General features: G+C 54.5%; 22 protein-coding genes. 12 read left to right on the top strand and 10 right to left on the bottom strand.

Annotated features, from left to right (window positions below; genetic code table 11):
• Nucleotides 1-138: 138 nt before the first annotated feature.
• The 3 genes from ACKPCT_RS22580 to ACKPCT_RS22570 are packed head-to-tail and all read right to left on the bottom strand — an operon-like array spanning nucleotide 139 to nucleotide 2,987.
• Nucleotides 139-1,179 carry a TRAP transporter substrate-binding protein gene (locus tag ACKPCT_RS22580; protein ID WP_090075234.1) on the bottom strand — a complete coding sequence of 347 codons (1,041 nt, stop codon included), beginning with the start codon at nucleotides 1,177-1,179 and terminating at the stop codon, nucleotides 139-141.
• 36 nt (nucleotides 1,180-1,215) lie between these two features.
• Nucleotides 1,216-2,496 carry a TRAP transporter large permease gene (locus ACKPCT_RS22575; RefSeq protein ID WP_175528195.1) on the bottom strand — a complete coding sequence of 427 codons (1,281 nt, stop codon included), beginning with the start codon at nucleotides 2,494-2,496 and terminating at the stop codon, nucleotides 1,216-1,218.
• Nucleotides 2,497-2,498: 2 nt separating this feature from the next.
• On the bottom strand, nucleotides 2,499-2,987 hold the full coding sequence (locus ACKPCT_RS22570) for a TRAP transporter small permease (protein ID WP_319568035.1): 489 nt from the start codon (nucleotides 2,985-2,987) through the stop codon (nucleotides 2,499-2,501).
• A gap of 150 nt (nucleotides 2,988-3,137) precedes the next feature.
• Between ACKPCT_RS22570 and ACKPCT_RS22565 the strand changes: the two genes are divergently transcribed.
• The 7 genes from ACKPCT_RS22565 to hydA all read left to right on the top strand — a co-directional run bounded on the left by ACKPCT_RS22565 (nucleotide 3,138) and on the right by hydA (nucleotide 10,467).
• On the top strand, nucleotides 3,138-3,986 hold the full coding sequence (locus ACKPCT_RS22565; protein ID WP_319568034.1) for a MurR/RpiR family transcriptional regulator: 849 nt from the start codon (nucleotides 3,138-3,140) through the stop codon (nucleotides 3,984-3,986).
• Between the two features lie 159 nt (nucleotides 3,987-4,145).
• Complete coding sequence (locus tag ACKPCT_RS22560) at nucleotides 4,146-5,036, top strand: MurR/RpiR family transcriptional regulator (RefSeq protein ID WP_319568033.1); 891 nt, start codon at nucleotides 4,146-4,148, stop codon at nucleotides 5,034-5,036.
• Between the two features lie 151 nt (nucleotides 5,037-5,187).
• On the top strand, nucleotides 5,188-6,270 hold the full coding sequence (locus ACKPCT_RS22555; RefSeq protein WP_319568032.1) for an extracellular solute-binding protein: 1,083 nt from the start codon (nucleotides 5,188-5,190) through the stop codon (nucleotides 6,268-6,270).
• A 35-nt stretch (nucleotides 6,271-6,305) separates the two neighbouring features.
• Nucleotides 6,306-7,382 (top strand): ABC transporter ATP-binding protein, encoded by a 1,077-nt coding sequence (locus tag ACKPCT_RS22550; RefSeq protein WP_319568031.1) that lies wholly within the window; start codon nucleotides 6,306-6,308, stop codon nucleotides 7,380-7,382.
• Nucleotides 7,383-7,384: 2 nt separating this feature from the next.
• Entirely contained in the window at nucleotides 7,385-8,254 is an 870-nt protein-coding gene (locus ACKPCT_RS22545) for an ABC transporter permease (RefSeq protein ID WP_319568030.1), read from the top strand.
• The gene (locus ACKPCT_RS22540) at nucleotides 8,251-9,033 is read left to right on the top strand and encodes an ABC transporter permease (protein WP_090075239.1); all 783 of its coding nucleotides are present in this window, start codon (nucleotides 8,251-8,253) and stop codon (nucleotides 9,031-9,033) included. Before ACKPCT_RS22545 ends, ACKPCT_RS22540 begins: the two co-directional genes overlap by 4 nt.
• An 18-nt stretch (nucleotides 9,034-9,051) precedes the next feature.
• The gene (gene hydA, locus ACKPCT_RS22535) at nucleotides 9,052-10,467 is read left to right on the top strand and encodes a dihydropyrimidinase (protein WP_319568029.1); all 1,416 of its coding nucleotides are present in this window, start codon (nucleotides 9,052-9,054) and stop codon (nucleotides 10,465-10,467) included.
• A 52-nt stretch (nucleotides 10,468-10,519) separates the two neighbouring features.
• On the opposite strand, the gene ACKPCT_RS22530 is transcribed toward hydA, so the two are convergent.
• The gene (locus ACKPCT_RS22530; protein ID WP_175528197.1) at nucleotides 10,520-10,684 is read right to left on the bottom strand and encodes a hypothetical protein; all 165 of its coding nucleotides are present in this window, start codon (nucleotides 10,682-10,684) and stop codon (nucleotides 10,520-10,522) included.
• Between the two features lie 510 nt (nucleotides 10,685-11,194).
• Here ACKPCT_RS22530 and ACKPCT_RS22525 point away from each other — a divergent pair.
• Entirely contained in the window at nucleotides 11,195-12,127 is a 933-nt protein-coding gene (locus ACKPCT_RS22525) for a cyclase family protein (RefSeq protein ID WP_090075283.1), read from the top strand.
• Between the two features lie 353 nt (nucleotides 12,128-12,480).
• Here ACKPCT_RS22525 and ACKPCT_RS22520 read toward each other — a convergent pair whose 3' ends face one another.
• On the bottom strand, nucleotides 12,481-13,545 hold the full coding sequence (locus ACKPCT_RS22520) for an Ldh family oxidoreductase (RefSeq protein WP_319568028.1): 1,065 nt from the start codon (nucleotides 13,543-13,545) through the stop codon (nucleotides 12,481-12,483).
• A gap of 713 nt (nucleotides 13,546-14,258) precedes the next feature.
• On the opposite strand from ACKPCT_RS22520, the gene ACKPCT_RS22515 reads away from it, so the two are divergent.
• The 4 genes from ACKPCT_RS22515 (at nucleotide 14,259) to ACKPCT_RS22500 (ending at nucleotide 19,622) form a co-directional block, all read left to right on the top strand.
• On the top strand, nucleotides 14,259-15,530 hold the full coding sequence (locus ACKPCT_RS22515) for an HAD family hydrolase (RefSeq protein ID WP_319568027.1): 1,272 nt from the start codon (nucleotides 14,259-14,261) through the stop codon (nucleotides 15,528-15,530).
• Between the two features lie 266 nt (nucleotides 15,531-15,796).
• The gene (locus ACKPCT_RS22510; RefSeq protein WP_090075243.1) at nucleotides 15,797-16,567 is read left to right on the top strand and encodes an IclR family transcriptional regulator; all 771 of its coding nucleotides are present in this window, start codon (nucleotides 15,797-15,799) and stop codon (nucleotides 16,565-16,567) included.
• A gap of 322 nt (nucleotides 16,568-16,889) precedes the next feature.
• The gene (locus ACKPCT_RS22505; protein WP_090075244.1) at nucleotides 16,890-18,065 is read left to right on the top strand and encodes an acetyl-CoA C-acetyltransferase; all 1,176 of its coding nucleotides are present in this window, start codon (nucleotides 16,890-16,892) and stop codon (nucleotides 18,063-18,065) included.
• A gap of 159 nt (nucleotides 18,066-18,224) precedes the next feature.
• Nucleotides 18,225-19,622 (top strand): bifunctional enoyl-CoA hydratase/phosphate acetyltransferase, encoded by a 1,398-nt coding sequence (locus tag ACKPCT_RS22500; protein WP_319568026.1) that lies wholly within the window; start codon nucleotides 18,225-18,227, stop codon nucleotides 19,620-19,622.
• A gap of 193 nt (nucleotides 19,623-19,815) precedes the next feature.
• On the opposite strand, the gene ACKPCT_RS22495 is transcribed toward ACKPCT_RS22500, so the two are convergent.
• The 5 genes from ACKPCT_RS22495 to ACKPCT_RS22475 form a co-directional block, all read right to left on the bottom strand.
• Nucleotides 19,816-20,748, bottom strand: coding sequence for a BKACE family enzyme (locus tag ACKPCT_RS22495; RefSeq protein WP_090075246.1), 933 nt, complete (start codon nucleotides 20,746-20,748; stop codon nucleotides 19,816-19,818).
• Nucleotides 20,749-21,136: 388 nt separating this feature from the next.
• Nucleotides 21,137-21,268: a hypothetical protein gene (locus tag ACKPCT_RS22490; RefSeq protein ID WP_280141797.1), complete on the bottom strand. Its 132-nt coding sequence runs from the start codon at nucleotides 21,266-21,268 to the stop codon at nucleotides 21,137-21,139.
• Between the two features lie 17 nt (nucleotides 21,269-21,285).
• Nucleotides 21,286-22,767, bottom strand: a complete 1,482-nt coding sequence (locus ACKPCT_RS22485) for a sodium:solute symporter family protein (protein ID WP_090075248.1) — start codon at nucleotides 22,765-22,767, stop codon at nucleotides 21,286-21,288.
• Nucleotides 22,768-22,929: 162 nt separating this feature from the next.
• A complete protein-coding gene (locus tag ACKPCT_RS22480; RefSeq protein WP_319568025.1) occupies nucleotides 22,930-23,862 on the bottom strand; it encodes a 3-hydroxyacyl-CoA dehydrogenase family protein in 933 nt (310 codons plus the stop codon).
• The gene (locus tag ACKPCT_RS22475; protein ID WP_319568024.1) at nucleotides 23,863-24,660 is read right to left on the bottom strand and encodes an SDR family NAD(P)-dependent oxidoreductase; all 798 of its coding nucleotides are present in this window, start codon (nucleotides 24,658-24,660) and stop codon (nucleotides 23,863-23,865) included.
• Nucleotide 24,661 lies beyond the last annotated feature (1 nt).

The raw sequence follows: 24,661 nt of genomic DNA, 5'->3' as shown, positions 1-24,661 counted from the left end.
TATTCTGGTTTGATCGGCTCTTTTGATCCTCGCCGTGCCATCGATACGCACCATCCAGGGCAAGGAACAGAAAAACCGCTCACAAGGACGGAAAGGGCGGCGAGCAAGAATGCCCGCCGACAAGGTGTAATCGTGCCATTATTTATATTTGTCGATATCGGCCATCAGGGCATTGAGCATGTCCGTGCCTTCGGCACCGAATTTCTCTTCGATCAACTTGCGAACAGCTGGCTGCGCAATGGCTGCGAACTTCTCGGCTTCTGCCGGGCTAACCGCATTGATTTCCATTTTCTCAGCCAATTTCGGCAGACCCTTGTCAGATGCTTCGATGATACGGGAAATACCGCGACCGGCATTGGTGGCCACTTCAGACGCCCAATCAACAATAGCTTTATGCTCAGGCTTGAGGCCCTCATAGAACTCGCCATTCATGAACCAGACATATGGGGTGATGACATGGTTGGTGATGGAGAGATATTTTTGCACTTCGTCGAATTTGGCAAAGGCGATGATGGGGATCGGGTTCATTTCGCCATCGGCAACACCGGTCTGGAGCGCAGTGTAAACCTCGGCCCAAGGCAGAGGCGTTGCCTGTGCACCAAGTGAATTGACCATGGCTTGATGTGTCGGCAGGGTCATGGTGCGGATGCGCAAGCCATCCATGTCTTCCACGGTCTTGATCGGACGCTTGGAGTTGGTGAAGGCAAAGAAGCCACCACTATCCAGAATCGCAAGCGTATGTAGACCGGTTTTGGCATCCATATCGGCTGCGAATTTCTTGCCGAAATCGCTCTCCAGCGACATCACCTTGTCGGAAACATAGATATTGGGGAAGGCGAACGGAATATCGAACACACCAACCAGCGGATAATGCTGGGCAACACCACCAGCAGACGAAATGCTGGATTCCACGATGCCATCACGCACCTGCTGGATCACTTCGTTATCCTTGCCAAGCTGGCCATTGGGGAAGAGTTTCACTTCGATTTCGCCGTTTGACGCGGTTTCAACCAACGACTTGAAGACAGCCGTCATCGCACCAGAATGGCTTTCGGTCGGGTCTGCCGGGTTCAGATGCCCTATGCGAATCGTCACATCAGCGGCCAAGGCCGTTCCAGCCAAAACAGTTGCTGCGATGGTTCCCAACACCACAGACTTAACGGAATTCATGAGTTTCATGTTATTGCTCCATTTGAATTGTATCAGTGCTCTGGATTACAGCCCCAATAGCCTTGGCACGAACAGGGTCATGTCCTCCCAAAATGCGACCAACATCAGGATCGCAATCTCTGCCAGGAGAAAAGGCCAAAGGGATTTGGTGATATTTTCTATTTTTTCTTTGGTAACCGATGCGAGCACAAACAGGCACGCACCGACTGGAGGCGTCATGAGTGAGATATTCAGAGCCAAAATGATCATGATCCCTGCATGAACCGGGTTCATCCCGATGCTCTGAGTAAGAGGCACCAAAACCGGCGCCAGGATAATGAGTGTTGCGTTGATGTCCATGAACAGGCCGATGAACAGCAGCAACAGAAGGATCATGCCGACAATCACCTGCGGATTATCGCTGACCGAAAGGAAGAAAGTGGCGATTGCCTGCGGAATCTGGTTGAAGGTGAGCCACCACCCCAGAATGGAGGCCGACGCGATGATCAGAAAGATAATCCCTGTGATACGGGTCGTTCTGACGATCATCTCGTAAAGATCTTTAAAGGTAAGAGCCCGATAGATCACCCCGCCAACGAACAAGGCATAGGCAACCGCAATGGAGGCTGCCTCGGTCGGCGTGGCGATGCCTCCCAGAATGGAGCCAAGAATGAAAACCGGCAGCACCAGAGCCAGAATGCTCTCGCGGAAGGCGCTGAAGATCGCCAGAAGGCTGGGGCGCTTCTTCGACTTGGGCAGATTGAGCTTCTCGCCCATGGCCGCAATCACCGCCATGCAGATCAGGCAAATGAGCAGTCCCGGCAAAATGCCTGCCGCAAACAGCCCTGCGATGGAAACTCCCATGATCGAGCCATAGATCACCGCAAGCGTCGAAGGCGGAATCGTCGGGCCAATGATGGACCCTGCCGCCGTAACCGCACAGGCAAAGGGTTTGGAATAGCCCTGCTTGACCATGGCAGGCACCAGCGTATTGCCAAAGGCGGCAGCGTCAGCCGTGGCAGCGCCCGTCAAACCGGCAAACATCACCGAGGCCACCATATTGGAATGAGCCATACCGCCGCGCATCCAGCCCACCAGCGCATCAGCGAACTTGACCAGATTGTTGGTAATGCCCGAACGGTTCATGATCTCACCGGCCAGAATAAAGAAAGGCATGGCCAGAAACGGAAACAGATCCAGCCCGGCGAACATCCGGTCTGGCGCCATGGAGAGGAACTTGCCGCCCCCCATATCCATGATGCCAACCATACCGGCCACACCCAGCACAAAGCCGACCGGCATGCCAATCGCCAACAGCCCGAAGAAGGTAACAGCAACCCAAATCATGCTTAAATCTCCACTCGGTCGGCAGCGGCGACACCGTCGCTTGCAAAAAAGTCATGGACAGCCACCAGCGCCAGCTGGCAACAGGCAAAAACAGCAGCAATCGGCACGCCCAAAAAGGGCCACCCCTTCGGTATCTGCGCAATCATCGTGTATCGACTGAAACCGCGCTCGACAAAGCCGATGCCATAAAAGAAAATCAGTGCAAAGAAGGCGAAGGCAATGAGATCAAACAGCACCGCGAGCCATTTCCGCATGGAAGGCGGGAAGCGCTCGAAAAAGACCAGCACCCCGATATGCTCACGGTGCGCCACACCACAGGAAACCGCCAGAAGCGCCATCCAGATCATCAGATAGCGCGCCAGTTCCTCGGTAAAGGTCCAGTCCAGCGGAAGCACATAACGGACCAGCACACCCAGCCAGACATCAAGCACCAGCAAAACCATCAAGGCAACGCAAAGGCGCTCAACGAACCAGTTAAGACGCCTACTCATCAGAGATGCTCTTTTAGCGAGAAAGTCCATGCATCCACTCCAGATAGCCTGCCAATACAACGAGACTGAAACAGATGTAACAAAAAGTCAATATTGATTGATACTCAAGTTTCAAATATTGTAGGCACAAACAAAAACGCCGAGGCGACAATGAACGACAGCAGAGCCAAATCGATCGAAGTCCGCATCCATGAGGAATATGATCAACTCCCCGAATCCGAGCGCAAGCTTGCCGATGTCATCCTCGACTCTCCGGGTGACCTTAGCTCCTATACGGCAACAGAGCTAACCTCCCTTGCTGGCGTCTCGAAAGCCGCAGGAACCCGCCTGTTTCGTCGCCTCGGCTTTGCCAATTTCGAAGAAGCCAAACTGCTCGCCCGCGACCGCACCCATTGGGGCTCGCCGCTCTATCTGGAACGCAAGAGCCGGAAGAATGTCATTCCGCTTTCCGACTATCTGAAGGAAGAGGTCAGCGTTCTGGAAAACAGCCTGATGCGCCTCAACCCGGAAGACATTGATGCGGTCTGTGAAAAAATCCTCGCAGCGCGGCGCATTTATCTGCTCGGCTACAGAAACAGCAACATGCTCGCCAACTATCTGCGCTGGCAGCTGTTGCAATTCCGTGGCGACGTGCAGCTGATGCCCACAGGAGGGGAAACGGTTGGCGAATATATCGGTGATTTCCTGCCCGATGATCTGCTCATCGTATTTGCCCTGCGCCGCCGACCGGTCCGCTTGGAAGCCATCATGAAGGCCAGCAAGGAAAAGCAGATCCCCATCCTGCTGTTCATCGACCCCACCGCACGCGGTCAACCCGGATTGGCCGACTGGACATTCACAACCCATGTGGAAACAAGCACCACATTTGACAGCCTGTCAGCCGCCCTCTCGGTTGCCCGCTATATCGCAATATCCTCGCTCAACCGGGCAGGAACGCGCGGACGGGCTCATCTGGAGCGCATCGAACGCCAGCATGAAGCATTGGGAGAATTCGAATAAGGCATAGGCCTGACCGACTTGCCCTTACCCGCCCGCCCTTTTCAGTCCCTCCGATTTTCCCCAAATTGGCGCTTTCATTACCCGCAAAAAAAGTGGTAGAAATGAAGCGTTAAATTGAAATTTTGAAAATTAATTTTCATTATCGGGTGATGATGCCATATGAGCGAGCAAAACAAGCCAAAAGCAATTGACGTCAGAATTTCGGAAATCTACGATCAGCTTACCAGCTCGGAGCGTCGATTGGCTGACGTTGTAATCGAGTCGCAAAGCAATCTGGCAAGCTTCACCGCCGGCGAACTGGCTGACAGGGCACGCATTTCCAAGGCCACCGCAGCACGCTTCTTCAAACGCCTTGGCTACGCCAATTACAACGAAGCCCGCGTTATGAATCGCCAAGCGGAGGACTGGGGCTCTCCCCTATATGAGCTCACAGGAATAGGTACCAAGCGCCTCTCTCAGGGAGACTTCGGCCTGCATATTGCGCAGGATTTGCAAAACCTTACCCGAACTGCCGAGATGCTCGACACAGACGCCCTGGCACAAGCCATCAGCATGCTGACCAACGCCAAACGCATTTGGTCTCTTGGCTTCCGTAACTCCATGGCTTTGGCCACTTATGCCCGGGCTTTGCTTATCAACATCAAACCCGACGTGCGCCTCATTCCCAGTGCAGGCATGTCCTTTGGTGAAGAACTGGCCGGCATGAACAAGGCAGAAGACACCTTCCTCATTTTCGGATTTCGCCGCCGACCGGCACAGCTGCGCGATGTAATGGAAGCGATTCACGATGCCGGTGCGCCCAGCATCCTGATCACCGATATGACCGCTGGCCGGACCTCCCAATTGGCTACTCTCACCTTGCGCTGTCACTGCCGCGGGCACACCATGTTTGACAGCTACGCCACCCCCATGAGCCTGATCAATTATATCTGCTCGGGTGTCAGCCAATCCCTAGGTGAAGAGTCTGTTGAGCGCCTCACTGAAATTGAAGCCCTGCATAGCAGACTGGATCAGCTCGGCGCGCCGCTCATCGGAAAAGATAATGCATAAAAGTTAGTCAATTGCTCAAAAATGAAACAATATTTTCATATTGATCTTTTTATGAAAAAGTATTTTAATCAGAGCGATCGCAAACAACGACGATCGACCTCACCAGAGCAAGCAACGCTCCCTTATGGAGCGACTTGAAAGGGAACATTTTATGGCTTTTCACATCAATCGCCGCGATCTGTTGAAGACCGTGGCAGCGGGCGCTGCATTGGGTGCGCTGTCTCCAATCAATCGCGCCATGGCTGCAACCGAAGTGTCATGGATGACCTGGGAAAATCTGGCCAAGCCGGACTATCTCAAGGCCTTCCTCGACGCCAACGCAGGCATCGACATTGCAAAAACCTTCATTGGCACCGACGATGAACAATTCGCCAAGCTGCGCGCTGGCGGTGCAGATTCCGTTGATCTGATCACTCCGGGCCTCGACAAGGTCGAATATTATGTCGAATCCGGCCTGCTGCAGCCGATCGATTTCGACAAGGTCACCAACGGCAAGCTTCTTTATGACGCCTTCAAATCTTCTCCGCTGGGCAAGAAAGATGGCAAAACCTACGGCATTCCATTCTACTGGGGCATCAACCCGGTGGTTTACCGCGCCGACCTGATGGATGAAGAACCCGATTGGTCCGTCTTCTTTGAAGGCGACAAATACAAGGGCAAGCTGGCCATGCGCGACTATGCGCTGGAAGGCATCATGATTGCCGCCATGTATCTGGGCATTCCACGCGAAGAAATGTTCGTCATGGACGACAAGCAGCTGGCTGAAATCAAGAAAGCCCTGATGGCGCAGAAGAAACTGCTTCGTACCTACTGGAATTCCATTTCCGATCTGACCAACCTGTTTGCATCCGGCGAAGTCGTCTGCGCCTTCTCCTGGGTACCGCCTTACTATGACCTGAAGGCCCGCGGCCTTGACATGGGCATGGCAAAGCCGAAACAGGGTGTCATCGGCTGGTGCGATACGCTGGCAGTTCCTGCTGGTGTTGAGGGCGAAAAACTCGACGCTGTCTTCAAGCTGGTCAACTATCTGCTCGGCCCGGATTATGGTAAGGAACTGGCCGTTGGCGGTCCTTACGCACAGAGCACCTCGGCTGCCCGTGACCTGATCTCTGATGAACAGAAAGACAAGATCTTCATCAGCGATCTCAGCATCATGGACTCCTTCGTCTGGAAACAGAATCCACCACGTTACAACGAGTGGGTCGCTCTCTGGAACGAAGTCAAAGCCAGCTAAAACTCTCACTTTCCGCATCCTGCAAGGCATCTGAAATGAATAAGAAAACCCCTCCTCTTTTAACGGGGATCGCGGTTCACAAGGAATATGGTTCCGTACATGCCGTACGTGGCATCGATTTCACAATTGAATCAAACACCTACGTGACACTTCTAGGGCCTTCGGGATGCGGAAAGACATCCCTCTTGCGTATGATCGGAGGATTTGAAGACATCTCCTCCGGTGTCATAGAACTCGATGGGCAGTCACTGGCCGGAACCCCGGCAAACCAGCGGCCCATCAACACCGTTTTCCAAAGCTACGCCCTCTTCCCCCATCTTTCAGTCAAGGAAAATGTCGCCTTCGGCCTTGCCTATCGCGCCATGTCTAAGAGCGAAATGAACGAGAAGGCCAAAGCGGCACTTGCCATGGTCCAGATGGGCGAAATGGCAGACCGTCGACCGCGCCAGCTCTCCGGCGGACAGCAGCAGCGCGTGGCCCTCGCCCGCGCGATCGCCAATGAACCGCGCATCCTTTTGCTGGACGAGCCTCTCTCGGCCCTTGACCGGCGCATGCGCAAGGACATGCAGATCGAACTGAAGGATCTGCAGCGACGGTTGGGCACCACCTTCCTGCATGTAACACACGATCAGGAAGAAGCCTTCGCGCTCTCCGATCATATCATCGTCATGAATGATGGCGCCATTGAGCAGCAGGGCACGCCAACGGAAATCTATCGTCATCCTGCAAGCGCCTATGTGGCCGACTTCATCGGCGGTGCCAATCTGATCGAAGGCAAGATCACCGCCATCGAGCCGGGCCAGAAGGCAACCATAGAAACCGCCGTTGGTTCCTTCACCGCTCCGGCCGCCCCGCATTTGAAGGCGGGCGATACGGCCGCCCTCGTGTTGCGCCCCGAGCTCATGACGCTTTCCTCTGGCAACGGCATTCCGGCAAAGGTTACCCACACCGTATTCCGCGGCGCTGAATGGCTGGTGGAAACCTGCCTTGCCGATGGCACAGCGTTGGACATGATGATTCAGGATATCACTCCGCCGGAAACCGGCAGTGATGTTGCCCTCGCCTTTGATCTCGACCGCGCATGGATCACCGCTTCAAAAGGAACGGAATAGCCATGAAGCGCATCACTATCGGCAACGCACTCTCGGTTCCGGTATTTGCCGCAGTTGCAGCGCTATGCATCGCGCCGCTGGCGATCCTCTTTGCCTATTCCTTCTTTTCTGTCAGCTTTGTGGCCATCATAAAAGATCCGACCTTCAAGAATTACGCCCGCATCGCTGGCAGCAGCACCTATCGCTGGCTGATTTTCAAGGCGTTCCTCTCCGGCGCTGGCATTGCCGCCATCACCGCCGTCATCGGATATCCGGTGGCATGGTTCATCGCCAAGCGCGTCACCATCTACAAGTCCGCCCTGCTGACGCTGTTGCTGGTTCCGCTTTATACCGGAGATCTGGTGCGCATCTTTGCCTGGCGAGTTCTGCTCGGGGCAGAAGGCGTGCTCAACAGCCTCCTGATGTGGATTGGGCTGGTCGACAAACCGATTGACGCCCTGCTCTTCTCGCCACTCGCCACCCATATTGTCTTGGCCTACAATTATCTGCCCTTCATGGTCATCGGCCTCTGGCTTGCCTTTGAAGCGCTGGATGACCGCCTGCTGGAGGCGGCTCAGGATCTGGGTGCCGGATCGCGCAGCGCCTTTGTACGGGTCACCTTGCCGCTCACCATGCCCGGCCTCATCGCAGGCACGCTCATGGTATTTGTCATGGTCGTGGGCGATTATCTGACGCCGCAGCTGGTTGGTGGCGCCTCCGGTATTACCATCATCAGCGCCATCAACGATCTGTTTGGCACCGCCTTTGACTGGCCGCTCGGCTCGGCCATTGCATGGACCATGCTGGCCATTCTGGCCCTCTTCTTTGCGCTCGCCACCATCTTGATCAGCCGCTCCACCCTGGGCAAGGCAATGGCAGGAGGAGAAGCATGATCTCGAGACAACAAAATATCCTCGCCTATAGCTGGATCTGGATTGTCTATATCCTGATGTATCTGCCCATCGCCGTAATCGCGATTTTCTCTTTCAACTCATCGGAGATCATCGCCTTCCCGCTGCAAGGCTTTACTACCGATTGGTATGCACAGGCCCTCACAGACGGGCGCCTGCTCGGCGGCTTGAAGCTGACATTCCTTGTAGCCATCCCTACGGCCCTTTTTTCCACCATCCTTGGTGCCATGGCAGCCCTTGCGCTGACCCGCTACCCGATGCGCTATCGCTTCTTGCTGCTCGTCTTCGTGTTGATGCCCTTCCTCATCCCGAAGGTCATTCTTGCGGTCGCGCAATTGATCCTGCTGGCAGACCTTGGCATCGGGCGCAGCCTCTGGACGATCATCGCAGGCCAGACCATTGTCATCCTGCCCTTTACCACGCTGGTCAATGCCTCGGTTCTGATGCGCATCGACAACCGACTGGAAGAAGCCGCTTTTGACCTTGGCGCGAGCCATTTCTCGGCCTTCAAACGGGTCACTCTGCCGCTGATGAAAAACGGCCTGATGGCCTCATGGTTCATCGCCTTTGTGCTGTCCTCGGCGGAGTATGTGCTCACCTCCTTCCTCAGTGGACGCGAGCAGCCACTGTCGATTCTTGTGGCATCGGATTTTCGCTTCAATGTCTCTCCAGCGCTGGATTCCATCGCGCTGATGCTGGTGCTTGCCAACATCGCACTCATCGGGTTTGGCGAGTTCATACGCCGGAGATCTCAGAAATAACCTGGAAAGGACAAGCTCATGGCTGATTTTGACCTGCTGATCCGTGGCGGTACATGCGTTACGGCGGCAGACACCTTTTCTGCCGATATCGCCATCAAGGATGGTGTGATCGTTGCAACCGGCAAGGATCTTGGCTCCGCCGACAAGGAAATCGACGCCTCCGGTCTGCTGGTCATGCCCGGCGGCATCGACAGCCATGTTCACCTCGCCCAGCCCTCTGCACCCGGCACTCCGCAAATGGTGGACGGCTTTGAAACCGGCACCCGCTCTGCCATCGCTGGCGGCACCACCACCGTCATTCCCTTTGCCCAACAGCCACGCGGCGCTGGCCTGAGAGAAACCGTGGAGGACTATCATTCCCGCGCCCGAGGGCAGGCCTATTGCGATTATGGCTTTCACCTGATCATCACCGATCCGACCGCGCAAGTTCTGGGTCAGGAACTGCCTGCCCTCGTGGCCGACGGGTACACTTCCTTCAAGGTCTTCATGACCTATGATGACATGGTGCTCAATGACCGCGAGTTGCTGGAAGTCTTCGACTGCGCCAAGGATTGCAAGGCGCTGGTCATGGTCCATGCCGAAGGCTACGACGCCATCCGCTACATGACCGAAAAGCTGGAACGCGAAGGCAAGACAGCGCCCTACTACCACGGTGTCTCGCGCCCGCAGATCGTTGAGCGGGAAGCGGCCCATCGCGCCATCAGTCACGCCCAGCTTCTCGATGTCCCCATCATGATCGTGCATGTTTCCGGTCGCGAAGCCATGGAACAAATCAGATGGGCGCAGCAAAAGGGCATCAAGATCTATGGTGAAACCTGCACCCAATATATCGCTCTCACGCAGGATGATATGAAGGGCTTCAACATGGATGATAGCGGCAGCAAATATGTCTGCTCGCCACCACCGCGCGATCACGACAGCTGGGACGCCATCTGGGAAGGCATCCGCGGCGGCGTCTTCCAGACTTTCTCGTCCGATCACTGCCCCTTCTTCTATGAGGGGCCGCAAGGCAAGATGACCGGCAAGGCCAAGACATCCTTCCGCTGGGTACCAAACGGTTTGCCGGGCGTGGAAAACCGCATGCAGATCTTCTATTCCGAAGGCGTTGGCAAGGGCCGTATCACGCTCAATGAGTTCGTCGCCCTCACCTCGACCAACCACGCCAAGATGTATGGCCTCTACCCCAAGAAGGGCTCCATCGCTCCGGGCTTTGATGCTGACGTCGTTTTGTGGGACCCGAACCGTGAGGAAACCATTACGCAAGCTGGCATGCACCACGCCGCCGACTATACCCCCTACGAGGGCCACAAGGTCAAGGGCTGGCCGGTCATGACACTGGTGCGCGGCAAAGTCGCTTGTGAAGAGGGCAAGATCACCGGCTCGGTCGGTGATGGCCAGTTCCTCAAGCGCGACTACTCCGCCTTTGTTGATTGACAAATCTTGAGAGGCGACATCCAATCCGGTTGTCGCCTCTTCCCATTTGCATTCATCGATAGACATCGCCGTTGAGCCCGAAGGCTCCGGCCATGCCGTCCCGGCTCCCTGCGGTACAACTGACCCCTTTTGCGTCCCCGAATTCCTGCCGTACATGCCTTTCTGCGCCTGTTTCAGCTAGTTCCAGCGCAATTTTCAACACCTGTTTCAGCGCCATTCCTTGCGACTAGCTCGCTTTATAAGCCGCAGAAACGCGGCATTCATGCCCCCTCGAGGCAAATATTCGCGCGCAGGGTAAATCCGCCAATCAGAAGAAAATACGCACAATTACAAGAAGTGTATCGCCATGCGAGTAGGGTAAGGGGTTTCACTATTGCAAGTTAAACCACGATACGATACGACTATCTCACAAAGTGGGATAGGTCGGTTTTGTCAACCAGCCGAAGTGGAGGAACCCAAGGTGACTGAAGTCGTTCGCGACGCGATTTTCCAATCAGATTCAGCTGCTATCCGGACGATCACTGTCACCTGTCACAAACGTAATCCTGTGTCTTCATATCGACACATGGTGCGGACTGTTGATGAGGCATCTTGCAGTGTCTCTTTGGCTTTTGCTCGCGTCCCCAAAACTTGTGCCCGCGCTTCTTCGAGCAATCAGAGGCAGATCTGAGAGCGCGGTAACGTCAAGAATGCTCTTAGGAAAAGAGCGATAATGATGGAGTTAAAAATGGGAAAAAAAGTCTTCGTAGATCTGAGCCATCCGTTTTTTGGTGATATGCCCCTGTGGCCATATTTCTCCAAACCGGAAATTGCCCCCATGCACAGCATGGCTAAAGCTGGCGTTCTTACCCAGTCGATCAAATGCACCATGCACACCGGCACCCACTGCGATGCACCGCGCCACGTCATGGAACGCATGTTCGACGGCAGTCGCGCTCTATACACCCACGAACTGCCGGTTGATGCCTATTGCGGCGATGCTGTTTGCCTTGACGTGCGCGTTGATCGCTGGAAACTGATCATGCCGGAAGACCTTGAAGCCGCTGTTGAGCGCGCTGGCATGAAGCCGGAAGATTTGGAAGGCATGGTTGTCTGCCTCAACACCGGCATGCATCGCAAATTCGACGATTCCAAAGACTATTATCACTATTCTCTGGGCACCGGCATCGACGCTGGCAAATGGTTCGTCAAGCACAAGGTCAAAGTGGTCGCTCTTGACCAGCAGGCCCTAGACCATCCACTGCACACCTCAATGGGCAACAACGGCACCTGCATGAACCTGCCGGGCTATTCCGGACGCACCATCGTGGAAGAATTCATCGACGAGTTTGGCGAAGAAGCCTATGCAGAGTTCGACCGTGAAACCTACATCAAGGTACATGGCAAGGAAAAATACGACGAAAAATTCGGTGAGCTGGAAGCAACCGGCAACTGCGGCACCTGGGAACCTTGCCACAAATATCTGTTAGGAAACGGCATTGTAGGCGTTGAAAACCTGGGCGGCGACCTCGACAAGGTGAAGGGTAAGAAATTCCGCTTCTTCGCCCTGCCAATCCGCTGGCATATGGGCGACGGCTCCATGGTACGCTGCGTTGCTGAAATCGACGAAGATGAAGTCCTGGAAGCAGAACCACGCGTCTACAAATATGGTGCCATGTAAGCCATAAACAGAATGCAAGGACGCTCTTGCATTCAGCAAAGCAATCTGATGGCCACGGGCGTGGTCATCAGTCTCCTGATCAGGCCCTGAGCCGCCCAACGGGCTCCCCTGATCATGAAGCACCAATGGGGCAGGCTCACGCTATTCCCTTTTCATGCCCAGTCCCAAAGGCAACGCCATCCTCAACGTCCAGATCGTTGAAGGATGACACATCACCCAATTCATGGTGATCACTATTTCGGTCCAATAGAATAAACGACTTTCATGCAGCAATTCGCCTCCCTGCGATTGCTGCATTTCTTTTTTAAACGCCCACGATCAATCAAGAAAGTCGAGCCTGTTTGGGCATATGGTCAACTATTCTGGGGCATTTGAAGGCCGAGCGTCTCGGCCCATTCGGCAAGCCCGGCAAGAATGCCTTCCGAGAGCGGAATCCCCTGCAAGAGGCGATCTGCCCTTAAGGCCTGAGCACGCTCACCGGCAACCCTTGGTGCGGGGCCATTGGCCGTAGCGGCCTTGCTGTGCCGAATAGCATCTCCCAGAAACCCGGCCTCCATGGCAAAGCTGTCGCCGCCGCCAAAGGCAGCCGGATCGATCACCTGAATGAAGACATTATTTTGCCAGCCTTGCGGATTGCGGTGGCGCCCGTTGCCCGAGAGGCCGTGCGTTAGCGCTTCCACCGTCATACCAAGCCCCGTACCCTTGTGCCCCGCATCAAAGCCGCCAAGCGGCATAATGGCACCGGGTATCCTTGCATAGCGAATGGCCGGATCGCGGCTCGGATTTCCATCCGCGTCAATCAGCCAGTCATGCGCAAACTGGGCTTTCTCATTATGAAGACGTTTGACCATGCCATTGGTTGTCACCGAAGTGCTCATATCCAGCATCACCGCGCCCCCGCGCGCAGGATAGCCAATGGCAAAAGGATTGGTGGAAAGCACCGGCTGGCAAGATCCAAACGGCGCAACGCATTGCTCGGTGGGGTCAGATGCCATCACAAGCCCAATCAGACCTCGATCAGTAACAGGCTTGAGGTAAGAGACCAGGCCTGCAGTATGATGGCTATTCCTGATGGACAAGGTGAAGGTGCCGAAATATTCGGCTTTCTCCATGGCAATTTGCAGACCTTGGGTGATCAACCACGGCCCGGGCAGCTTGCGTCCGTCCCAGAGCGCTGCGACTGGCCGCTCATTCAGAATGTCCGGCGCCCCATCAAGGGCCATCCCGCCATCGCGCGCCGACGCCAGATAACCCGGCAAAAGCGCCAAGCCGTGCGTATCATGGCCCAGCAAATCACCCTCAACCAAAACCGACGCCACAGTCTTGCTCATGCTTGCGCAAAGCCCTACGGCCTCCAACGCCTCAGCAGCGAATGTGACAAGGGATTCAACCCCATAGACACGTGTTATATCGAACATGTTTCTCCTCCCATCCCCAGTCCTCTTTATGGCACCAGCCCCATTCCCCCAATGGCCTGAACCAGTGCCCTTTTTCATATTCCAGCGGCCCACGGCCCCCGTGCCAGCATGGAAATCCATAGCTGGACTGAGCGGCGACCAAGCCTCTCTTCGGGCAGAAGGCAAACGGATAAACCATGCATAATAATCGGATCATTCACGAATAACAAATGCACGAAACCGTCAGGCGGCAAACCCGTTGTAGCTTTCCCTCCATCAGACACTCAACGCTGCCCGGCTGCATCACAGCACAGCGTGCTTATTGAAAGGGAAAAAAGAAAACAAATTCTGGACAAGAATCCACAAAATGAAACAATCCTGACAAAAAAAGAAAACTATGCGCTTTCAAAGTCCTTTACTTGGGCGTTTAATAGGGGGCTGGAAACCCAGCCGGGCAATTGCGGCCAATGCCTTGTGAAGGAGCATTCCACGCATGTGATCCAATAAGCACCGTGCGTCACCGATGCTGCGCCAGAAAGCCAGATCAGTCAGATACCCTTTTCCCTCTTTTGCCATGGCGCACAAGGGAGGCCCATCGCTATCGATAAATTAGATCGGATCAGACGCAGTAGATCGCACCAAGCACACAATAACGAATGCGGGCCGCAGCAAGCGTTCTTCGCCGTCGCAAAGAGCGCTCGAAAAACCAGAACGAACCATAATAGAAAGACAGTATGATGCATCAGGACAGCACCGCAGATAAAGAAAGATCCTTTAGGCCCGCTCAGCTTCCTGAAAGGATCGACGCCGCCACCGCACTGTTGGCGCGTCAGTTGGCGCCCATCTTGCTATGTGACAAGCTTGAGCCTTTCGAACCCGCAGTCGTCGGCATCTCTCACCTCAAGCGCGGGGAGACCTCGCCGAGCTTTAAACACATGAACCCGTTTACGCGGGCGCCCAACCGAACCTTCAGCATTTTGGAATATGCCATCTGGTGGAATGGCGACATTCAGCATTTGTATGAGCTGGACCATGTTTGGATCTATCTCAATGAGAACAACACACCGATCCATATCACCGCCAGCGCCCATGGCGAGATGATCGACATCAGCCAGAGCAACTGGCAGGATCGTCAGATCCGGCTTTTTTGCGAGCCGGGCAAGCACGCACTGGCGCCTACCTCCGCAGAAATCATTGCAAAGCAAGACTGGCTAAATGATGTCTGCACCAATCCCGACAAAATCATCGGCTTTGAAATTCCGGCCGAATTCACCGACCATATGAGTTTCCTCTCCCCTTATGACGACTTTCTGGCCCACGACTTTTTGCGCAAGAAATGCTTCACACCAAGCTACAGCTTCGAAAAGAGTTTTGATCTTTCAAAAGTTCCCTTTGTGAGCTGGGGGGAACTGGAGATTCTCATTCCGCGCCTGTTGCGCGATCAAACCGAGCTGTTGCGCAAGAACAAGAAAGGCATCAAGGCGGTTCTGCTTGATAGTGGCGACACGCTGATCGATGAAGGCACCCGGATCTACAGCGAAGACAGGGAAAATCTGGTCCTCTCGGCCAAGTCCATCGAAACCAGTCGCCAGCTACTTGAGGGCCTCAAGGAGAGAGGCTATCTGATCGCTCTGGTCGCCGACGGGCTGGAGCAGAGTTTTCACAATGTGCTCAAGAAAAACGGCTTCTGGGAAAAGTTTGACGCAATTTCCATTTCCGAAAATTGTGGCATCACCAAGCCAAGCCCACGCATCTTCATCGAAGCCCTGATGCAATTGGGCCTAAGGCGCGAGGACACCGAGCATATCGTCATGCTGGGTGACAATCTATCCCGCGACATTCGCGGCGCCAAAGCGCTGGGCATCAAGACTGTCTGGTTGGATTGGGCACCGCGCCATGACAAGACGCCCAAGGACGATCTGGAAACACCGGATTACAGGATTACCCGCCCGATCGAACTGCTGGATATAATTGATCAGCTGGAAGGCGAGGAAACGGTAGACTGATATTGCATTCATCCTTTAGAATGTCTTTGGTGAAAAAGAGTCGTTTCCCGGAACCGTTATCAACCTGATTTGTCTGGTTTCGGGATGCGCAATATCCCTTCAGAAACGCCGAAAATATCCGTACATTTTCGTACCACCGCGAAAATCTTGCCCCAATACCCCCAGAATTCCGCCAAATGATACAGCTTGTATCGTATTATGGGTTGCTATTTTCTGCATCTTAATATTCACTTATAATCGAACGCAACGAGTCTAACGGAAACGTCATGTCCACCAATGAAAAAGAAAAGAATTCACGTGGCGGAATTCAGGTCATAGCAAGAGCGGCAGACATTCTGCGCGCCCTTAAAACAAGTCAGTCGGGCATGAGCCTCGGGCAGATTGCCCAGCGCGTCGACCTGCCTCGCTCTACTGTGCAGCGCATTGTGAACGCTTTACAGCAAGAGAATTTCATCATCACAGATTCTCAAGGAGGCGGTTTGCGCCTTGGGCCGGAGCTCAACGCTCTGGCAGAAGCGACCCGCTACAATATCGTGGAATATTGTCGCCTGCTGCTCACGGAGCTGACCCAGTCTACCGGCGAGACATCCGACCTGTCGGTCTTCCGACGTGACGCGATGATCTTTCTTGATCAGGTGCCCGGCACCCATCGTTTGCGTACAGTATCAGCGGTTGGCGAAGCCTTTCCGCTCTCAAGCACAGCCAATGGCCGAGCCTGCCTGAGCCTGATGGAAGAATACAAGGCCCAACAGCTGGTTCAGAGTGAATGGGAACGGTGGGGCGTCAAGGGCGACATGGATGCCGTGCTGGCCGACCTGCGCAAGATCCGGGCTGTTGGCATGGCATTTGATGAAGACCACCATACGCCAGGCATCTCGGCGATCGGCTTTGCCTTCAGAGACTGGTTCGGTGATCTGCACGCCATTTCCGTTCCGGTACCCTCTAGCCGCTATGCGGACAAGAAAACAGAGATAGAAGAGGCGCTTAAAAAGACGGCAGCCCATGTCAAGAAGCGCATGACACGCCGCAGCAACTAATCTGCCGAGCGCATTCCAAAAGCACGAAATGACCTGAAAGCCCTCCCCTGCGAGGGCTTTTTTAATGCCTAAGTCTATGCCAACGAATGCATAATACCAAAAGGCCTAATATCAGAATTCCTAATACAAACACTTTCGAAGTCCCACTACACTCCCCGCTTAACGTGCAAACACGTATGTAAGAAGACAATTTGGCCGTGGAATTGAGCCAATTCACGTTGACCGCATAGCGGTTCTAATGTACCGTTATTTGGTGCAAATATCATACGCTGCGACAGGTCCTGTGACGCCGCAGTCGTAATAAGTCGGAGGAGCTTCCATCATGACCAATGTCGTAATTGCGTCTGCAGCGCGTACCGCTGTGGGCAGTTTTCTAGGATCTTTTGCCAAGGTTCCAGCCCATGAGCTGGGCGCTGCTGTATTGCAAGCCGTTGTCGAGCGCGCTGGCGTTGATCCCTCAGAAGTGTCTGAAACCATTTTGGGTCAGGTGCTCAATGCAGGCCAGGGACAGAACCCGGCCCGTCAGGCCCATCTCAATGCTGGCTTCCCGATTGAAAGCGCCGCCTGGGGCATCAACCAGGTTTGTGGATCAGGTTTGCGCGCCGTAGCCCTTGCTGCACAGCATGTGATGCTCGGCGATGCCAAGATTGTCGTTGCTGGCGGTCAGGAGAGCATGTCTCAGGCTCCTCATGTTGCCTATATCCGTCAGGGCCAGAAAATGGGCGATCTGAAAATGATCGACACCATGATCAAGGACGGCCTGTGGGAGGCATTCAACGGCTATCACATGGGGCAGACCGCCGAGAATGTGGCTGATCAGTGGGAAATTTCCCGCGAGATGCAGGATGCAATGGCGCTGCGCTCGCAGAATAACGCGGAAGCCGCTCAGAAAGCCGGTCGCTTTGATGACGAGATCGTTCCTTTCACAGTCAAGAACCGCAAAGGCGACATCATTGTCGACAAGGATGAATTCATTCGTCCCGGCACCACAATCGAAAACCTGCAAAAACTGCGCCCAGCCTTCATCAAGGAAGGCACCGTTACCGCAGGCAACGCGTCAGGCATCAATGACGGTGCGGCCGTCACCCTTTGCATGACCGCAGAAGACGCCGAAAGGCGCGGCATCGAACCACTGGCACGCATTGTTTCCTACGCAACTGCTGGCCTTGATCCGAAAATCATGGGCATGGGGCCGGTCTATGCCTCTCGTCTGGCTCTGGAAAAAGCGGGCTGGAAGGCAGAAGATCTTGATCTGGTGGAAGCCAATGAAGCCTTCGCAGCGCAGGCTTGCGCCGTTAACAAGGAAATGGGCTGGGATCCGGAGATCGTCAATGTCAATGGCGGTGCAATTGCCATCGGCCACCCAATCGGCGCATCCGGCTGCCGTATCCTCAACACCCTGCTGTTTGAAATGAAACGCCGCAACGCCAAGAAGGGTCTTGCAACCCTTTGCATCGGCGGCGGCATGGGCGTTGCCCTTTGCGTGGAACGTCCATAAGCGGATAATCCTGCAGGGTCGCTTCTTTTAAGGTATAAAGAGCAAAAAGGCGGATTTGAATTCACGTTCAAAGCCGCCTTTTTTCAGATATCAGGATACCTTTGCCTTGCTATCATAGACCTGAAGACAAAAACATTTCAGCCCCAGACGGAGCCGCCGATGTCCGATCGCTTCATATCCGAGAACAAGACCTACGACGAAATTGAAATAGGCGACAGCGCCAGCCTGACCCGCCTCGCCAGGGAACAGGATTTTCTGATATTTGCCAATGTCTCCGGCAATCTGAACCATTATCATCTCGCCGCTTACGCCCAGGAACAGGAAGGATTGCCGGAAACCTTTGCTCCCGGTCTCTGGATCGGCTCCCTGATCTCTGCCGTGATGGGCAACCAGATCCCGGGCCCCGGCTCGGTCTATAAAAAGCAGACGCTGGATTTCCATGAAGTCTGCTACGCCGGTGACGAACTCCTTGTCGAGGTCAAGGTCATCGCGAAACTGCCTAATAATGTCATCCGCTTTGAAAACAGGGTAACGCGAACTGCAGACAACAGACTTTTGGTCTCTGGTGAAGCCGATCTCTATGCGCCGAAAACGAAAATGCGCTTCAATGCCCTGCCCGCACCGGAATTGATCCTCGATCACCACCCCCATTTTGAAGCCATTATTGAACGGACACAGGCGCTTGATCCGTTGATAACGGCAGTTGTTGCCCCAGAGGAAGAGCGGTCTCTGGGTGGCGCCCTGCTTGCCCGCAAAAAGGGCATCATCGAACCGATCCTGTTTGGCAGCAAGGAGCGCATTCATGCTGTGGCCAAAGAGCTGGACCAATCTCTTGAGGGCATCGAAATTATCGACGAGATAGACCATGCCCGAGCTGCCAGCAAAGCTGTCGATTATATCGCCGATGGCACCGCCGGTGCCCTTATGAAGGGACATCTGCATACCGACGACTTGTTGCGAGCAGCCTTGCGTAAGGAACGGGGTCTCAGAGCCGGCCGCCGCTTCACCCATGTCTTTGTGTTGGATGTCCCCGGCCTTTCCCACCCTTTGCTGGTCACAGACGCCGCCATCAACATCCAGCCAGACTTGAAAACCAAGGCCGATATTGTCCGCAACGCCATAGAGGTCGCCATTTCCATCGGCATCGAGGTGCCAAAAGCTGGCGTACTCTCTGCCGTTGAAACGGTCAATCCGGATATCCCTTCCTCGATGGATGCAGCCCTTCTTTCCAAGATGGCGGAGAGAGGACAGATCACCGGTGGCATCGTTGATGGACCGCTGGCCATGGACAATGCCATCGATCTGGCTGCAGCGCGCACCAAGGGCATTACCTCCGAGGTTGCCGGACAAGCGGATATTCTTGTCGTTCCCAATCTTGATGCAGGCAATATGCTCGCCAAGCAGTTGGCCTATATTTCCCATGCGGAGCCAGCAGGGCTCGTTCTGGGCGCCAAGGTACCCATCGTGCTCAATTCCCGCTCCGATGGCGATCTGGCCCGCCTGGCGTCCTGTGCCATCGCATCCCTGCATCACGCCCGCATCGGCAAGATTTCATAAGCGACCAGCCACAACTGCTCCCCCAGAGACGGGGATAGGGATAGACGCATGCAAAAACCCTCCCGCCAACCATGGCGGGAGGGTTTTCAATTGGCGCGTGGTAAACGTCCCGTCGTGGGGAGACCGATCAAATGCACAATCGGTCTCCCCTACATCCCCTTCCGCTCACCACGCAGAAATCGGAGATCGGCTCCTAAAAGCCGACCTGATCGCCACCTTTGAGATCCAGCATTTCGCGCGCTTCATCCGGTGTCGCCACTTCGCAGCCCAGATCCTCGATGATGCGGCGGATCTTGGCGACCTGCTGGGCGTTGTTTTCTGCCAGCTTGCCGCGGGAAATAAACAGGCTGTCTTCCAGACCGACACGGACGTTGCCACCCATCTGCGTTGCAGTCGTGCCAAGAGACATCTGCGCGTTACCTGCCCCAAGCACAGACCAGCGATAATCATCGCCAAACAGGCGATCAGCCGTGCGCTTCATGAAGATCAGATTGTCGACATCAGAGCCGATGCCACCCAGAATGCCGAAGATAAACTGGATAAAAATCGGGGCTTTGAACAGACCGATATCCATGCAGAATTTCAGGTTGTAAAGATGGCCGACATCATAACATTCATGCTCGAACTTGATCTTATGCGGCGCCAGCTGGGTAGCGGCATTCTCGATATCGGCAAAAGTATTGCGGAAGATATAGCCGTCTGAATTCTTGATATAGTCTTTTTCCCAGTCGAACTTGAACTCGTCATAACGCTTGGCCAACGGATGGAAAGAGAAGTTCATGGAGCCCATATTCATGGAGCACATTTCGGGGGAATGAGCCAGAGCAGGAGCAATGCGCTCGTCAATCGTATTGAGAACACTACCGCCAGTGGAAATGTTGATCACAGCGTCCGTGGCCTGCTTGATGCGAGGCAGATAGGTCGAAAAATCTTTTGGATCGATAGAGATAAAGCCATTTTCAGCCTTGCGAGCGTGGCAGTGCAGAATAGCGGCACCAGCTTCTGAGGCTGCAATCGCTTGGGTAGCCAGATCATCTGGCGTATACGGCAAAGCATCGGACATGGTTGGCGTGTGAATGCCGCCGGTGATCGCACAGGTAATCACGGTTTTCTTTTGACGTGCCATTATCGGGCTCCCTTACTTTCAGTTTCCGGCTTCTGTCTTATGCAATGCGGAAACGGTTCGGATTTTCATTTCGTTGACAGGACCGGCGCCGCGAAGCATTGCGCTCAGATTGCCGTGTCGGCCCTGTATTTTGTGATCCCCCGAAGCCTAAGCTCCGGGGGAAAGAGACTTTACAGCCGCTTAAGAGGTAGGAGGGGGGCTGCAAAGCCGGGGAAGACGAAAACGTCCGTTACGCTGCTTAACCGCACTCTGTTCGAGTTTGCAGCGCTTTTCAGCTAGCGCTTCGCTGCATTCCGCTGCGCTTTGAAGATCAGCCCGACGATCATGGCGACGCCATATACGCCCATTACACCCATGACCATATACATCCATCCAGCTTCAACACCCATCAGACTTCTCCCTCGTTTGCCATGCCTTGATCTTTCTTGTTTCTGCGAGCCAGCCAGGACAGGCCGACACCGATAAACATGATCGCGTAAACAATAACGGCCGCTTGGATAAACAAATTCCAGAACAACATGATGATCTCTCCCTCAATTATGCCGTTGCAGCTTCTGCCGTGGCCAAGTCCGCAATGTCATTTCCTCCGCGGAACAGACCGGGTTTACCTGGCAGGATTGCATGAAGACCGATACCAAGGACGAGACCAACGATCAGGCTCGGGTAAACGTTTGGCATGCCAGCAAAGCCGACCATCTCGGGAAGCGCAGTGAAGCTCCAAAGAGAGTTGACGACCCATGTTGCAGCCATCGTAATCATCGCGGCAGCGGAGTTCCGTTTCCAGAACAGGCCGATAATGACCAACCAGAACACTGGCGTCAGCCAAGCAAACACCCAGTTGATAGCCGAGACGATCGCAGGCAGATAGCCAGCAACCAGGAAGGCCGCAACACCCAAAATCACAATCAGGATTCGGGTTACCTTTCGCATTTGCTCTTCGGTCGCATCAGGGTTGAAGAAGTTTTTGTATACATCGTTGGCAAAGATGGTTGCGGGAGCCATCGACGACATTGCAAAGGTCGACAACATTGCAGCCAGCAACGAAGCAACAAGCCACGCGACGAGCCAGCCAGGCAGAATATTCACCAGCATGGCAGGAGCAGCCATTTTCGGACCGAGTTCAAAAAATTCCGGATTGGCTTTTGCAGCAAGGCCAATGGCGGCCATGAAGACGCAAAACAAGCCGTTCAAAGGAACTGCAATCCAGATGGTGCGGCGAATGGTTTTCTCATTCTTGGCAGCCATGGCTGGTTGCAGAAGCTGCTGGTTGATTGACTGGCAGAATGTGGTCGAGAGAACTGTTGCCAGACCGAAAGTGATCAGCAGATCGGGCGTGCCGAAAATCGAGAGCATTTCGGCCTGATCCTGATTGACATAATAGTCGGCGACAGTCTGCCATCCACCCTCAGGCATGCCTGCAGTGATGTAGAACATCGTAACGACCAGTCCGACATACATGATGATGCAGTTGACCAGATTGACCCAGCCAATTTCCTTCATGCCGGCAAAAACCACATAGAGGATGCCAAGAATACCACCAACAACAGCCCCTTCCTGAATGGAAAGATCCGTCATGGTAGCAAACACAATGCCCATGCCCTGACCTTCAAGGGTAAGCAGTCCCCAGATCAGTCCAGCCATGATTGCGGCGACCATGAGGCGAGGTCCTTCGCCAAAAATGAGAGCGACAAACTCAGGCATGGACGTCACGTTCGTGCGACGCGCCCAAAGAGCAGTTGTCGTGATGGTCACAACAAGCAGCACAGCGTGAGCAAGACCGAACCAGATGCTGGTGGCACCGATGAACCAACTCATCTCGAAGATGCCAAAAATATGAGGCGTCCCGAGCACGGTCAAAGCCATCGTTACAGCCACAACAGCGACCGGCAAATCGCGGTTGGACAGAAGGAAACTCCCCTCTCCTTCCTTGCGCTTCATCTGCATATTAAAATAGAGACCCAGGCCAAAGATCAATATGATCTCATAGGCCAAAACGGCAACAATGATTCCCCAGTTCACTTTACATCCTCCTGTTCCCTGAAGTCTTGCCTGTAGACATACCGCACGAGACACACCCGCTCAGCATCGGCATTTGACGTGAAGCGAGGTGGCGCAAGCCATCTCACCTCAGTTTGTGTGGCAGGAGACAGCATCTCCTGCCCGAGGTCTTGTCTGGACCCCTTATTCCTCCAAAATTCCCTCAAGTTTGCGCAAATGGGTCGCTACCCTATTGCGTACAGCGTCCGCTTCCTCCGGCGTCCACTTGCGGAATCCCTCTCCCGACTTCATGCCCAGCTTGCCCTCGGCAACGAGCTTTTCGAGATAAGGTGACGGCCCTTTGCGATCCTCCAGATCGGCCAGAACTGTATTGTGAATATCAAGCGTCAGATCCGTGCCGACCAGATCGGCATTTTCCAGTGGTCCCAGAACGGACAGCCGTCGCCCAAAACAGGACTTGATGACTGTATCCACGCCTTCCGCGTCGCAAATACCCTTCTCCACGAGACTGATTGCCTCGCGCCAGAGCGCATGTTGCAAGCGGTTGCCGATAAAGCCCGGCACATCCTTTTCGACAAGCACCGGTGTCTTTCTGGATTTTTGCAAGATATCCATCATGGCCTGAGCATTGTCATGCTCGGTCCATTCGGTCTTGACCACTTCGACCAAAGGAATCATGTGCGGCGGGTTCCACCAGTGGGTGCCCAGCGCACGCCCCTTCAGCTTGAGATCCTTCATGATTTCGGTGATGGGAATGACCGACGTGTTCGAGGCCAGAATGCAATGCTCGGGCGCATTGGCTTCCACTTCAGCAAAAATCGATTGCTTGAGTGGGAGCTTTTCCGGCGCCGCTTCAAACACGGCATCGGCATTGCCCACAGCCTCGGCCATGGTGTCTGCGACCGATACACGCGCAGCAGCAGCATCGATTTCACCATCAGCAACGCCCATGGCCTTCATGCTCTGCCTGATCCGTTCGATGACTGAAGCACGCGCTTCAGCCACCGGATCCGTGATCGTCACATCATAGCCGGCACGCGCCATGGTGAGGGCAATGCCATGCCCCATCAGGCCAGCACCAATAACGGCGATAGTACGGATATTGCTGCTCATCATTTAGCCCGCCGTATAGCCACCGTCAGCATACAAGATGTGACCGGTGTAGAAGTCGCAGGCCTTCGAGGCCAGGAACAGCAAAGGACCGGCCAGATCTTCCGGCTCGCCCAGACGCCCGATTGGCACGCGAGACAGAAAACCTGCACGCACGGCATTGGCATTGTCGTTGTCTTCAAACATCCACGCCGTCAGCGGAGACCGGAATACGGTCGGCGCAATCGCATTGACTGTGATGCCATCCTTGCCAAGCTCGCAGCCAAGCGCCTTGACGATGCCATCAACCGCAGACTTGGAAGCGCAATAAGCAGAGTAACCAGCCGGATGACCAAGGAGACCACGAGCCGAAGACATGAGTACGATCTTGCCTCCGTCGCCCTGCTTTTTCATCTGCCGAGCAGCTGCACGCGAGAGCAGCCAGCTCTGGTTGACGTTGGCATCCATCACGGCTTCAAAGGTAGCTGGTTCCATTTCGGTAATCGGAGCAACCTTGTTCATGCCGGACGCGACAACGAGAATGTCCAGACGGCCATAGGCATCTACCGCTTTTGCGACCAAATCACTGCAGATCTCTTCCGTCGTCGGACGCGCATTGATGCAGGTGACATCAGCTCCCATATCGGTGCATTCCTTGGAAATTTCATCCAACGCGGTCTGGTTGCCAGCAACCAGCACCAGCTTGCAGCCTGCACCAGCCAGAATACGCGCAGCCACCATACCAAAGGCACCGGACGCACCGGTAATCAAAGCAACATTGTCCTTCACATCAAACATGGAAAGGGGGTTAGCCATTACATTCATA

The organism is Cohaesibacter marisflavi, assembly GCF_963665895.2.
Classification (GTDB): domain Bacteria; phylum Pseudomonadota; class Alphaproteobacteria; order Rhizobiales; family Cohaesibacteraceae; genus Cohaesibacter; species Cohaesibacter marisflavi.
The sequence above is the reverse complement of the archived record's forward strand: the minus strand, read 5'-3'. Positions and strand labels throughout refer to the sequence as shown.